This window comes from Cellulomonas chitinilytica, assembly GCF_016862675.1.
Taxonomy (GTDB): Bacteria; Actinomycetota; Actinomycetes; order Actinomycetales; family Cellulomonadaceae; genus Cellulomonas; species Cellulomonas chitinilytica.
The window spans coordinates 45511-58899 of record NZ_BONK01000008.1 but is presented as its reverse complement, the minus strand read 5'-3'; the positions used below and the strand labels follow the sequence as shown (position 1 = coordinate 58899).

Sequence of the window (13389 nt, the reverse complement as noted above, 5' to 3'; positions counted from 1 at the left end):
CCAGAGACTGCTCGAAGACGCGAACTGAACCAGTAGATCAGTTGCCGGCCGCCGCTTCGTCGGCGCCAGCCCAAGTTGCACGAGCGCCTTGGTGCACCAACTTCTCGGGGCGTGGAGAGGGCGGCGCGATCGGTGCCCCGGCGGCGATTACGCCTGTAGACGTGAAGGTCATCGGTCGGCTATGTCGAGTCCGTGGATTCGTCGTGCGGCAAGGTGGACTGCGACGGCCCCTGCCCTGAGCGGGACGACATTCGCTTGGGCCGCGGGCGATACGTCGTTGAGCATCAGGCCCATCGTGCTGACCAAGTGGGCGCTACCGAGAGCTGTGACATCGAGTGCCAGAGCGAACATCTCGCTACTGAGCTCATTGGGCTCCCACTCGTCCCGGTAGCGCAGACAGTGGAGGTGTCCGAGCGGCGTCGCATGGGTGACCTGGCTCAGAAGCGCGTACGCAGCCTCAAGCCAGCCCGGCTTTTCTGCGTCAGCGCTGAAGGACCTCAGCATCGAGGCGAGGCTCGGGACCGGCAAGCGGTTCTTGGCGATGTCGTTTACGCCAGGCGGCGTGACCACGTGAGAGGGCAGGTTGAACAGCCTCGCAGCGTCGGCCGATTTGATGCCGTGGCCGGCGAGCGTTCGGATCGTCTTGCGTTGTCTGTACCGGTGCTCATCGAAGTACTGCTTGGCTCGCGCCATGAGCGCCTCGTCTCCCTGAACCGAGTATCGCCAGTGGAGGCGCGCCGCTTCTTCGAGCAGTGCCCTGGCGGCGAAGACACTCAAGACGCCAGCGCCAGGCTGAACGTAGGTGGAGAAGACCGTCTCCAGATTTGAGAGTGCAGCGCCGTACGTGAGGAACGCGTGAAGCGGAGTGCCATCTGCTGGCAGCGTCGTGATCTCAGGTGATGCCTTCACTCGACGGACGTAGGCCTCGAACGTGAGTGTGAGAAGCGCGAAGCGATCCTCGATGTCGACGTACTCCGTTCGGACATCGTCGTTCTCAACAAGTGACGAACCGCGAACGAGCGACGGCGACCGATTGCGCGGTGGTTTGGTCGCGCGGCCACCGGTTCTGGTCTTCGCTTCCAGTCCGTGGATGGACGTGGCAGCCGCAGCCACCTCAGCCGTCAGAGCGGCGGCGGCGGTGAGGAAATCGCTGCGGTCGACGTCGTGAGGCCACGCGTCGGGCGTGGCGACGCTTGAGCCGACCAGAACGCAGTACACGCCGACCGCGGCAGCGTGCATGAAGAGAGCTTCATGGTCTGCTCGCAGGTCAAAGCCCGGAGTTCCGTCTTGGGTCAAGGTGCTGCGCTGGCCGAGGTAGTTACCGTGACCGGCGTGGGCGAGCACCATGGCTGCGCCCCGGAGGCCTGCGAAGTCGAGCAACTCCTGGGCCTGCTTGAGAAAGGGCGAAGGATCGTCGTCGGTCGCCGATGAAGCGCCCTCGTACTGGATGGTGAGGAACTCGTCGAGCAGTGCGTCCTCACCAGGCAGGCAATCTGCATCGAGCCAGCTTCGGGAGGCGCCGGTGAGATCGGCGACCGGCGGAACGGGCATGAGCCAGCGGGTCATCGTCGAAGCGTCGGTGTCCAGGACTGCGGCGACGCGGCTCCGTTCCTCGAGAAGGTCGCCGAGGATGCATCGACGTCTGCTGGCTGGATCCTTCGCAATCCAGAGCCACCGAAGTCCTTCGGTCAGGATGCTCCGCGCGATCGCCCCGATGACCGTACCGCCGAAGCCCGCACCAATCATCGACTCAGCACATGCGTACCGATTCCTTGCGAACATGAACGCCATCCCGGCGAGGAATCGGTCTGGCGGAACCGCATCGCTGTAGTCGATCGGCAGCTCGTCGAGGTGGAGCCGCAAAGCCCGCGTCGCGGCGCGCAGCCGCAATGTCTCCGGCGTCGACGCACGTCCGTCGGGCCGCGTGTCGTCGCCGGTACTCACGCCGAGCAGTCTCTCGTGAACCGCTGCCATTCATGCGCGCTTCCACCGTGGCAGCCGCGAAGTGGGTCGATCAGTGGCCGTGGCCAACAGTGAACCCGGCCGGGGCGGTTTCTGACGCCCCTACGCTGTCCCCCTGTCCACCGCCACGGGGACGGCGCACACCGAACGGACGACATTGCCGGCGTGGCTACTGCTCGCGCTGGTAGCGCCAGATTGCGTGGTCGAGCAGGCGCGCACCCACGCCCATGAGCTCAGCCGCGCCTTCAACTGCCAGGCGAGCTCGCTCATCAGTCACTGCCTGCTCACCGATCGCAGTGGCGACGAAGCGCCGCACCATCACGTCAGCCTTCACACCGTCCGCACCCGTAAGCATGAGGACGTAGGCCCAGGAGACGCGGCCCAGGCCGCGCACGCTCAGCCACTCCGCCTTGGCGCTGTCCGTGTCGTCCTGCAGGTCGGCGATGGTGTCGATGCCGACCCCATGGAGCTTAGTTGCCACCTCGTACACTGCTGCGGCCTTCAGCACGCCGGTCTGCCCACGTTTCGCGGTGCCAGGTGTGTACGCACGGTTGTCGAACAGCGCGGAGCCGGCCGCGGCGTCGACCCCACCCGCGACCTCGACTGCGGCGATCAGGTCGGCGAGCCCGTCACGGTTCGGGTCAGCTCCCGCCGCTCGTCTGACTCCCCGGTATCGGGCGAGCACGTGCACGGTGGACGCATACGAGGCTCGGAGCGAGAAGATCGAGTCGAGCACGCACATCGCGAGTGAGTCGCGGTAGCCGGCGGGGTCCGTCCATCCCGAACGATCCGGCAGCTGCGCCTCGGCGCGGACGCGGACCGCCTCGGCGTCTGCGCTCATCGCGATGGGGTCTCATCCTCGGCGCTGGCACGCTCGAGGGCATCGAGGATCGTATCCATCTCGTTGTCGTCCATCGCGCCGTAGACGAGCCGGTCAAGCGGGTCGTAGCGGTCCATGCTGCGACCGTAGCCGTGACCCCCCGTCGGCTGCGACGACGGCCACCCGAACGGTCCAGCGACTCAGCGCCGAGGATCTGCGCGACCGTGCCAAAAGGTCGGACGAGGACCGCGCACCCACCTGGCTGAGTCGCTGCCCACGAACCGTGTCAGTCTGTGGCTGCCGCCTCGACCTGGGGACGCGGGCTTTGGACGAAGGCATCGCGTTCGTTGTCTGGGATTCCCATCGATTCGGCCAGGACCGCGGCAAGCGCGTCGACCTGGGCCGCCTTGATCTCAGTCGGGAAGACCCAATGGAGGTCGGTGGTGCGGGTGATGAGATCGAGCTCACCTCGAGCCGACTTGGCCCGCACGTAGCGCACATCCTCGAGCGGGAACCGTCGATCGATCGCCGCTTCCCGAACGAGGTCGTTCGCCCCGGACACGAAGATGCGGCGATCCGTGACTGCGACCACGGTCGCCCACTTCTCTGCGTCGATCCGACTCAGCACGTCTTTGCGCACGCGATCGGCGATCGCTGTGTCGCGCCCGTAACCGACGGCGATGCTCCGAAGGGTCTCGCCACTCCCGATGATCCATCGCAGGGCATCAAGGTACGGCTGGAGTTCCGTGCCCTCGGGTGCGCAGACCAGTTCGGGCGCCTCCAGCTTCTCGACCGGCGGGCGCAGCGCGTCGGCAAGCGGCTCGATCTGCGTGAGCAAATCGGCACTGCGGCTGCGGGTCAGCCGCGTGTCCTTGCGTGTTCGGCCCAGAGTCTTCGGCCCCGGCAGGTCGGCCAAGATGTGAAGCTCGCGCGCGAGGGCGTCCACGAGTCTGGTCGTCTCGGCGAGTGCCGGTTCGAACTTCTCGCGCGTCGTGCGAGCGATGATCTCGACAAGTCGTGCCTCATCGGGATCATCGCTTCCGGCAGTTCGCGCTCTACTCGCTCGTAGCGCCTGGTAGCCAGTCCACGCCTTGAGCGAGGACAAGAGTGACCACGAGTCGAAGATGATCGCCTCGGCGTTCGTATCGAGGTACTCGCGGCGCTGCCGCCTGCCGAGTCGGTCGAGTTGGCCGATGTGGCCGTCGACGTGGCGGCGGTAGAGGTCGAGCTGCTTCTGGAGGACTCCCTCGCTTCCGGAGATGTTCTCCCACAGCGACGAAGGGACCGACTGGACCTCGCGAGCCTCGTTAAGAACGCCCTCGATAGCGTTGAGGTGGCCCGTCAGCTCGGCCCACTGCTCTTTGCGGACGGTAGTGAGGACCTGGGTGGTCAGCGCGATGTTCGTCCTGACGAGGCCGGCGATCTGCTGCAGTTGCATCTGCATGGCGACCATCGCCACCGCTGGCCCGATCGCGGCTGCCAACGCGGCTGCGCTGAGCGCGGTCACTGGAATGAACCGGGCCTGGGCGACGAGGTCGCCATTGATCCACATCGAGCCCAGGTTCGCGCCGTCCTTGACCGCGAGTACGGCGCCGTTGTTGAGCAACGCTTGGGTCGCGGAACTCACCCGGTAGAGACCCTGGGCGCCGCCGATCGCAGTGGCGAGGTTGCCTCCGATTGTGGCCGAGTTCCCCACGATCGACATGAGATTCGTGGTCAGCAGTGCGCGGTCGCGCTCGGGAACGATGCCGAAGTCGATCAGATCCAGCTTGAGGGCCTCTGGGACCTCGCCGAAGACCACTACGACCCCAGGAAGCACCTCAACGAGCGTGGTCGAGGGCTCTGGGTCAGCGTCCGGATCAGGTGCCCGACCGTCGACGACTTCCGAGTCGGCCACGCCGTTGACATTGTCGTCAGGCCCGCCTGTCGGGACCGATGCGTGCTGCATGGCTTCCTCCTTCGTGCGGAGCGCTCGGCGGTCCGGGTACCAACCTGCCGGTAGTCGTCCCGCTCCGTTCATCGGCGGGCAGCGAGAGCCTGTTGAGGGTTCGCCGCCTCCGCGCTTCGCACGCGCACGCCCCAGACCGGCCAATCGCGGTCAGGCCAGCGGCGAGGGCGCCCAGAGCACAGGCGACGTCGTGGCCCGTTCGACGGACCATACCCGCAGGTCAAAGGTCATGTGTGGAGGGCGTGACACCCTGGGTGTGGAGGACCTCGCCGGATGTCACAGTCTCAGCAGGTCAGACCCTTTCCGGAACCACCCTCCGGCATCTTGCTAGGTCACCGCCCCTTGTGCGGTGCCTGTCGCACGTTCGGCAACGAGTACGTTCGGCTCTGCCAGCGCCGATGCGCCCCTCATTTCAGGCCGTCGATTCCTGTTCACCGAAAGCCGTACCCGACGAACGCATGGTCACGCTCGACGCAACCACTTCGTCCGCGACAGCCTGCTGTGTGACGGCTGGTCTCACATGGCCTGCAGGCTGTGACGCGAGCCTCCAGGGGATGACGCGGACATTGCGCGGCTGAGCCGCGCTCGACGCCGCCCTCTTCACTCGGCCGAGACGACCTGTGGGGCGACGGTCGGCAGCCCGGCCTCAGCCCACGCCGGGAACCCGCCGTCCACGTGGGCGACGTCCGTGAACCCGCGACGACGCAGCTCGCGCGCGACCGGACCTGAGCCGTTGACCGACCCACACACGACGATGACCGGGGTGTCGAGCGGGACGAGTGCGACGCCGGTGGCGTCGACCAGGGACTCCAGCAGGACGCGGTCCGTGGCGCGCGCGCCCGGGATCTCTCCCGCCGACGCCCGGCCGCCCGCACTGCGGACGTCGATCAGGAGCGCGCCTGCCTCGACCCGGGCGCCGGCCTCGGGGGCGGACAGCACGGGCGCCCGGTCGTTCCATGCCTCCGCGAGCAGGGTGAAGGATCGCTCCCGGTCGGCGGGAGCGTGCACCTCGGTCGTGATCAGGAGCTCGTCGGCGCCGGTCACTCGGACGAGCGCCTCGAGCCGGGCGACGACCTCGTCGGGCGAGCCGACGAACCGGGTGTCGACGCGGTCTGCCACGAGCTCGCGGTCTTCGTCGGACCACTGCGCGTACGGCGTCGTGGTCCCCGGCGCCGGGAACGCGATGGCGCCGTCCACCCCGCTGCGGATGGAGCGCACCCAGTCGGCGAAGGGCTCACCCAGCTCGCGCGCGCGGTCGCCGGTCTCGGCCACCAGGACGTCGGCGGAGACCACCACGTAGGGCTCGGCGAGCACACCGGGCCGGAACGCCGCCCGGTACGTGGCCACGGTGTCGAGCACGTTGCCGGGTGCCACGTGGTAGTTCGCTGCGAGCGGCAGTCCGAGCTCACCGGCCACTCGTGCGCTCTCTCCCCCGGTGGAGGCGAGCACCCACAGGTCGAACGCCGCCGCATCGACCGGCGGGCTGGTGAACGCGAGGCCGTCGAAGGCGTACGTGCCGTCGCGCAGCGCGAGGATCTGCTCGAGCTCGGCGCGGAAGTCGCCACCCTCGCGGGAACCGACGACCTCGCGGTGGGCCAGAAGCCGCCGCTTGAGCACCGGGTTCGACAGGTCGAAGCGTGAGGGCTTCGGGACGACGAGGCCGTCGAGGACACGCGTCGCGGGCTCGCTGTCACCGGGCACGCGCTCGCGGGGCACGCCGTCGGTGCTCGGGTTGAACGCCCGGCCGACGCCGAGGTCGACGCGACCCGGGTGGGCGGCGGCGATGGTGCCGAACTGCTCGGCGCCGACCAGCGGCGTCGTGCTGCCGAGGAGCACGGCGCCCGACCCGACGCGGATGCGGCTCGTGCGCTCGGCGGCGAGGGCCGCGAGGACTGCGGGCTGGGCGGACGCGACACCGGGCGACAGGTGGTGCTGGGCGAACCAGATCCGCTGGTACCCGGCGTCGTCGGCGACACGGGCCAGTTCGAGCGAGGCGCGGATCGCCTCAGCGCCGGACTGGCCGACGCTGACCGGTGCCAGGTCGAGGATCGAGAGGGGGATGTGCTTGGGCATGGCTGAGCTCCTGGATCAGACGAGGACGGCGGCGCTGACCTCGGCGCTGCGCTCGGGCGTGGGCGGGTCGGGGATGAAGCGGTCGAGCTCGGGTACGACCGCGGACCGGAACAGGCGGAGGCTGGCCTCCCACTGCTGCTGCTCGAGCCCGCCGCGGTTGCCGTTGATGTTGATCACCCGGTGGCCGAAGGCCTCGTGGTAGGTGGCGACCTTGTCGATCACCTGCTGCGGGCTGCCGATCAGCCACGAGCCGCGCGCGAGGAAGTCCTCGTACGAGTCCCAGTCCGTCACCGTGCCGGGCAGGTTCGTGTTGGCGCCCCGCAGACGGGCCGTCAGCGACTCGTACACGGGACGGAACGCCTCGACGGCGTCCTGCGACCGCTCGGCGACGTACACGAACCCGTGGCCGGCCCCGACGAGCGCATCCTGCGGGTCCCGGCCGCGTGCCGACCACGCCCCGCGGTAGTGCCGGACGAGCCGCGCGTAGTACTCGAGCGGGTTGAAGCCGTTCGCCGAGAAGATCGGGTCGCCGAACTCGGCCGCGAGCTCGACCGAACGCTCGGCGGTCGCGGATCCGTGCCACACGCGGATGCGGCGCTGGACCGGCGCCGGGAAGACGGTGACGTCGCGCAGCGGTGACCGGCGGATGGTCGGAAGTCCCTCGGGCGGGTCCCATGTCACGGGCTCGCCGGACCAGAGCCGGCGGAGCAGTCGGTAGTTGGCGTCGAGCGTGTCCCACGCCTCGGTGCGGCCGATGCCGAACAGCTCGGCCTGCTCGGGGCCGTTGCCCTTGCCGATGATGAGCTCGAGCCGCCCGCCCGCGAGGTGGTCGAGGGTCGCGTAGTCCTCGGCGACGCGCACCGGGTCGAGCACCGACAGCAGCGTCACACCGGTGAGCAGCCGGATGCGCGAGGTGCGCGCCGCGATGTAGGACAGGACGACCGGGGGCGAGCTCGACACGAAGGGCGCGTGGTGCCGCTCGCCCACCGAGAAGCCGTCGAAGCCGAGTTCCTCGAACAGGACCGCGTTGTTCACGACCTCCTGGAGCCGTTCGCTGATCTGGGCGGGTGAGGCGTCTTGTGCGGCGTCGATGAGGTCGAGACCGATGATGGCGACCACGGGTGGTCCTTTCGTGCGAGGGACGTCGGAGGGCTAGGCGCCCAGTGCGGGCAGCGCGCCGACGAGGGTGCGGGTGTACTCGTGCGTCGGCCGGTGGAACACGTCGTCGACGCCGCCCTGCTCGACCACGCGCCCGCCGGTCATGACGAGCACACGGTCGGCCACGTGGTGGACGACGCCGAGGTCGTGCGAGATGAACAGCACCGAGGTGCCGGTCTCGGTCTGCAGCTCGGCGAGCAGATCGAGGATCCCCGCCTGCACCGAGACGTCCAGCGCCGAGACGGGCTCGTCGGCGACGAGCAGGGCCGGGTGCGGGGCGAGCGCGCGGGCGATCGAGACCCGTTGGCGCTGACCGCCGGACAACGTTCGCGGGTGCCGACCGACGTAGGACGCGCCAAGCTGCACCCGGTCGAGCACCTCGAGCACCCGCCGGCGGCGCTCGTCTCCCCGGACCCCGACCGCGTCCAGGCTCTCGGCGACGATCCGCCCGACCGTGTACCGCGGGTCGAACGAGCTGAGCGGGTCCTGGGCGATGAGCTGGACGTCCTTGCGCAGCCGCCGCCGCCGCGATTCGGGCACGCCCGTCCAGGGCTGCCCGTTCACCGTCACGGTCCCCGCGTCGGGCTCCACGAGCCCGAGGACGATGCGCGCGACCGTCGTCTTCCCGGAGCCCGACTCCCCCACGATCCCGACCGTCTCGCCGCGCACGACCTGGAGGCTCACGTCGTCGACGGCGACGATCTCGCCGTGCCGGCGCTCGGCGTCCTGCCTCGCTCGGGGCGCACGGCCGTGCGACCGGAAGGTCTTGTGCAGGTGGTCGGCGGACAGGACGACCGCCGATCGGTCCGGCGCCGGCCGCACGAGCGGGACCCGGGCGGTCACGCTCGTGCTGGACGTCGCCTCGCTGCCGAGCCGGAAGCCCCTCGACGCCGCGGACGGCACGGCGTGCAGGAGCTCGCGCGTGTACGCGTGGGCGGGCCGCCGCAGGACGTCCTGGGCGGCGCCCTGCTCGACGACCTCCCCGTGCCGCATCACCAGGACGCGGTCCGCGATGCGCGCGACGACGGCCAGGTCGTGGCTGATCAGCAGGATCGTCACGCCCCGGGTCTTCTCCAGGGCCAGCAGGTCGAGGATCTGCGCCTGCACGGTGACATCGAGCGCGGTGGTCGGCTCGTCCGCGACGAGCAGCGCCGGCGAACCGGCCAGGCCTGCGGCGATGAGCCCGCGCTGACGCAGGCCGCCCGACAGCTGGTGCGGGTACTGGCGCGCCCGGACCTCGGGCTGAGGGACCCCTACGGACGCCAGCAGCTCGTGCACACGCTCGCGCACGGCGCCGCGGCCGCGCACGATCCGGTGGGTGCGCAGGGTCTCGCCGATCTCTGCGCCGAGCGGCCGCAGCGGGTCGAGCGAAACCAGCGCGTCCTGCAGCACGAACCCGACGGTGCGACCACGCAGTCGCCGCCACGTGCGTTCGCCCGCGGACCGCACGTCCTGGCCCGCGACGTCGAACCGGTCGGCAGACCACGCGGCGGTCGCCGGCAGCAGCCCGGCCAGCGCCCGCGCGGTCACGGTCTTGCCCGAGCCCGACTCCCCGACGATCGCGACGCACGTGCCGGGCTCGACGTCCAGGTCCAGCCCGTGCACGGCCGGTACCGGTCCGTCCGTGCCCGGGAACGCGATGCGCAAGTTGCGCACACTGACGACCGGCGCGTCGTGGCCCGAGGCGGTGCTGGTCATGACTGCTCCCGGTGCTCGAAGTGCCGCTGCAGCCGGCGCCCGACCACGGACACCGCGACCACCACGGCAACGATCGCGACCCCCGGGAAGACCGAGATCCACCACGCGAGCTGCAGGTAGTTGCGGCCGTCGGAGAGCATCGCGCCCCACTCCGGCGACGGCGGCTTGGGGCCGAGGCCGATGAAGCTGAGCGACGACGCGGCGAGGATGCAGGTGCCCAGACCGATGGTCGCCAGGATCGGCACCGACACGACGGCGTGCGGCAGGACGTGCCGGACCACGAGCGTGGACCGACGCAGCCCGAACGTCACCGACTGCTCGACGTAGCCGGACCGGCGCACGACGTGGGTCTCGGCTCGCACGATCCGTGCGTACCGCGGCACGGACGCGATGCCGAGCGCGACGATGACGGTGGGGATGCCGGGCCCGACGATCGTCACGAGGACGATCGCCAGCAAGATCGCAGGGAAAGCCGCGACGACGTCCAGCCCGCGGGTGGTGACCTCGTCGGTGACCCGGCCACCCAGCCCGGCGGCGAGACCGATGGCGACCCCGACGAGGACCCCGACGACCGTGGCCGCCACGGCGATGAAGATCGAGTAGCGCGCACCGTACGCGACGCGCGACCAGACGCTGCGGCCGAGCTGGTCCGTGCCGAGCAGCCCACCCTGCCCGGGCGGCAGGAACGCCTGCAGCGGGTCCGCCTCAAGCGGGCCGCGCGAGGTGAACAGGCCGGGGAACGCGACGACGAGCAGCACCAGGACGAGCACGGCGGACGCTGCGACGACGCCCCACGGCACCGTCCGTAGCCGCGTCCTGCCCGACCGTGGCCCCCGCACGACCGCTGGCCGTGCGGCGGCGGCCGTCACGACCTGCTCCGCAGGCGCGGGTCGATGAGCAGGGCCAGCAGGTCCACCGCGGTGTTGACCGTCACGTACACAAGGGCGCTGAGCAGTGCGATGCCGAGCACGACGGGCAGGTCCCGCGCCTGCGCGGCCTGCAGTGCGACGACGCCGATGCCTGGCCGGCCGAAGACCTGCTCGACGATGATGACGCCGCCGAGCAGACCCCCGACGAGCCAGCCGAGCAGCGTCACGACGGGCAGGGACGCGTGCCGGAGGCTGTGCCGCAGCCGCAGGCCGGTCTCGGAGACCCCGCGCGCCCGGACGCTCAGCGTGTAGGGCTGCTCGAGCGAACGCTCGACCCCCTCGCGCAGCACCTGGGAGATCAGGCCGACCAGCCCGAGTCCGAGCGCGACTGCCGGCAGCACGAGCGAGCTCACGCCGCCCGCACCGGCCACGGGGAACCAGCCGAGCGAAAAGCTGAACACGAACAGCAGGACGATGCCGAGCCAGAACTCGGGGATGGAGACGATTGCGAGCTCGGCGCCGCCGGCGATCCTGCTCGCCCACGGTCGGCCGGCGGTGCTGACGGCGAGGATCACGGCGAGCAAGACCGCGACGCCCAGACCCGCCGTGGCGAGCTGGACGGTCGGGCCCATCTGCGAGCCGATCACGTCGATCACCGGGCGGTGCAGCTGGTAAGAGGTGCCGAGGTCGCCGTGCAACAGGCGCACGACGTAGTCCCCGTACTGCTGCACCAGCGGACGGTCGAGCCCCCACTCGGCGGTGACTGCCGCCAGCGCCTCCGGCGTGCGCACCGTGGGTGGGACGAGCGCGTCAACCGCTGAGCCCGGTGCGAGCTGGAGCGCGACGAACGCGACTGTCACGCTCGCCCACAGGACGAGGACCGTACCCAGCAGGCGCCGGCCCACGACCCCGGGCGTGCCCGTCCGGCCACCGACGCGAGCCCTGGAGGGCGCGGCGTCGACGGTCGGGGCGAGTGGCGCGTCGACGGTCGGGGCCGCCTGGGTGTCGAGCGCTGTCATCGCGGGATCACCTGCTCAGCCACACGTCGTACGCGCTCTCGGGGAGCTGGTAGTACGTGCGGAACCCGACGCCGTGGACCTTCGCCTGGGCCGCGATCTGGTCGGCCGGCTCGTAGAGCGGGAAGCTGTACGCCTTCTCCGTGATGACGAACTTCTGCAGGTCGCTGTAGCTCTCGCTCCGCGCGGCGACGTCGGTCGTCTGCTGCGCCGCGGTGAGCCACGTCAGCAGCTGCGGGTCGGACGCGTTGGACAGGTTGATGAACCCGCCCTTGTCGTTGGGCAGCCAGTGGTACTCGATGTCGACGCCGTCGGGGTTGGTGTTCGAGTTGTCGTAGGTGCCGTAGTCCTTGGCCTTCTGGTGCTGGCCGGCCACCCCCGTGTCGACCAGCTGGACGTCGAAGTCGATTCCGGCGTTCTGCTTCACCTGCGCCTGGATGGCCTGCAGGAGCGTGTCTCGCTGGTCGCGGACGTACGGCTGCGCCTGGTAGTCGCTGATCGTGAGGCGCTTGCCGTCCTTGGTGCGGTACCCGTCGGCGTCCCTGCCCGTCCAGCCGGCCTCGTCGAGGAGCGCGTTGGCCTTCTTGACGTCGTTGCCGTAGGAGCCCTCGAGGCTCTTGTCGTAGAAGTTGGGGTCCTGCGGCGAGACGGCACTCCAAGCCCGTGTGCGCTGTCCCGCGTAGACCGACTGGAGGATCGCGTCCAGGTCGACGGCGTCGCGGAACGCTTCGCGGACCTTCTGGTCGGACGTCGGTGACGCGAGCGTGTTGAAGTACAGCGAGTACGGGGTGCCCGTGTTCAGCGCCGTCAGGTAGGTGAACTTGTCGGTCTTCTGGAACTGGGCGGCCTGCGTTCCGGGCACACCCTCGATGACGTCGACCTGACCGGACTGCAGCGCGCCGAGGCGCACCGACGACTCCGGCAGGAACCGGTAGGTCAGCGCGTCGAGGTAGGGCGCGCCCTGGTGCGTCGCGGTGGCGGGCGCCCAGTCGTAGTCAGGGTTCTTGGTGAAGTCGAGCGACTGGCCCTTGCTGTAGCTCTCCAGCACGAAGGGACCCGTGCCGGCGACGTCCGGGCCACCCGCCTGCACGTCCGCCTTGCCGAAGGCGTCCGGGGAGATCAGCGGCAGGCTGCCGATGTAGTCGAGGAACGGTGCGTACTTCTCCTTCAGCACCAGGGTGACGGTCGTCGCGTCCGTCGCCGTCGCCGAGGCCAGGTGCGACAGCGGACCACCGGCGCCGTACGGGTTGTACTCCGGGTCGATCTGCTGGTTGATGTTCGTGACCACGGCCGACGCGTCGAGCGCCTTGCCGTCCCAGAACGTCACACCGTCACGCACGGTGAACGTGTAGGTCAGCTCGTCGTCGGACACCTTGTACGCGCTCGCGAGCCACGGCACGAAGGTGCCGTCGTCCTGGCGGGCGAGCAGCTGCTCGTACGAGTTGCGCAGCAGCAGCTTCGTCTTGTCCTGCCCGTTGAGCTGCGGGTTCAGGGTCACCGGTTCGGTCTCGACGCCCCAGGTGAGCGTCCCGCCGGACTGCGGGGTCCCCGACGCCCCGGACGACGTGGCGGAGCCGGAGCCCGAGCCGGCGGAGCAGGCCGCGAGGACGAACGCGGAGGTGAGCGCGAGGGTCGTCGCGGTGAACGCGCCACGCCTCGGACGGCGGTTGGACGTCAGGGACATCGATGGGCTCCAGGGGTTCTGAGCGCGGGTGCGGCGTCGCCGGCACGGGCGCGGGCATGCGGACAGGAGGGCGGGGCGGGCACGGGGGACGTTCCGGGGCGCGCGAAGGCGCGCTCCAGACGGGTGGGGTTGAGCCGGGAGCGGGCAGAGCTCATCCGGGC

At 70.0% G+C, this 13389-nt stretch carries 9 protein-coding genes; all 9 read right to left on the bottom strand.

Going from position 1 to position 13389, the window contains the following annotated elements:
- Positions 1-168 precede the first annotated feature (168 nt).
- A complete protein-coding gene (locus tag Cch01nite_RS12400) occupies positions 169-1944 on the bottom strand; it encodes a hypothetical protein (RefSeq protein WP_203754608.1) in 1776 nt (591 codons plus the stop codon).
- Between the two features lie 187 nt (positions 1945-2131).
- Complete coding sequence (locus Cch01nite_RS12395; RefSeq protein ID WP_203754605.1) at positions 2132-2803, bottom strand: DUF8548 family protein; 672 nt, start codon at positions 2801-2803, stop codon at positions 2132-2134.
- 265 nt (positions 2804-3068) lie between these two features.
- Complete coding sequence (locus Cch01nite_RS12390) at positions 3069-4730, bottom strand: hypothetical protein (RefSeq protein WP_203754602.1); 1662 nt, start codon at positions 4728-4730, stop codon at positions 3069-3071.
- A 600-nt stretch (positions 4731-5330) separates the two neighbouring features.
- The gene (locus Cch01nite_RS12385; protein ID WP_203754599.1) at positions 5331-6803 is read right to left on the bottom strand and encodes an LLM class flavin-dependent oxidoreductase; all 1473 of its coding nucleotides are present in this window, start codon (positions 6801-6803) and stop codon (positions 5331-5333) included.
- Positions 6804-6818: 15 nt separating this feature from the next.
- A complete protein-coding gene (locus Cch01nite_RS12380; protein ID WP_203754596.1) occupies positions 6819-7922 on the bottom strand; it encodes an LLM class flavin-dependent oxidoreductase in 1104 nt (367 codons plus the stop codon).
- A gap of 33 nt (positions 7923-7955) precedes the next feature.
- Positions 7956-9659 (bottom strand): dipeptide ABC transporter ATP-binding protein, encoded by a 1704-nt coding sequence (locus Cch01nite_RS12375; RefSeq protein WP_203754594.1) that lies wholly within the window; start codon positions 9657-9659, stop codon positions 7956-7958.
- Positions 9656-10459: an ABC transporter permease gene (locus tag Cch01nite_RS12370; protein WP_203754591.1), complete on the bottom strand. Its 804-nt coding sequence runs from the start codon at positions 10457-10459 to the stop codon at positions 9656-9658. The genes Cch01nite_RS12375 and Cch01nite_RS12370 overlap by 4 nt, the downstream gene beginning before the upstream one ends.
- A 65-nt stretch (positions 10460-10524) precedes the next feature.
- Complete coding sequence (locus Cch01nite_RS12365; protein WP_203754588.1) at positions 10525-11547, bottom strand: ABC transporter permease; 1023 nt, start codon at positions 11545-11547, stop codon at positions 10525-10527.
- A gap of 7 nt (positions 11548-11554) precedes the next feature.
- Positions 11555-13228 carry an ABC transporter substrate-binding protein gene (locus Cch01nite_RS12360; RefSeq protein ID WP_203754585.1) on the bottom strand — a complete coding sequence of 558 codons (1674 nt, stop codon included), beginning with the start codon at positions 13226-13228 and terminating at the stop codon, positions 11555-11557.
- Positions 13229-13389 lie beyond the last annotated feature (161 nt).

Coding starts and splice junctions, on each gene's coding strand:
- Cch01nite_RS12395 (WP_203754605.1), bottom strand. CDS start 2,803: ATGAGCGCAGACGCCGAGGCGGTCCGCGTCCGCGCCGAGGCGCAGCTG.
- Cch01nite_RS12390 (WP_203754602.1), bottom strand. CDS start 4,730: ATGCAGCACGCATCGGTCCCGACAGGCGGGCCTGACGACAATGTCAAC.
- Cch01nite_RS12385 (WP_203754599.1), bottom strand. CDS start 6,803: ATGCCCAAGCACATCCCCCTCTCGATCCTCGACCTGGCACCGGTCAGC.
- Cch01nite_RS12375 (WP_203754594.1), bottom strand. CDS start 9,659: ATGACCAGCACCGCCTCGGGCCACGACGCGCCGGTCGTCAGTGTGCGC.
- Cch01nite_RS12365 (WP_203754588.1), bottom strand. CDS start 11,547: ATGACAGCGCTCGACACCCAGGCGGCCCCGACCGTCGACGCGCCACTC.
- Cch01nite_RS12360 (WP_203754585.1), bottom strand. CDS start 13,228: ATGTCCCTGACGTCCAACCGCCGTCCGAGGCGTGGCGCGTTCACCGCG.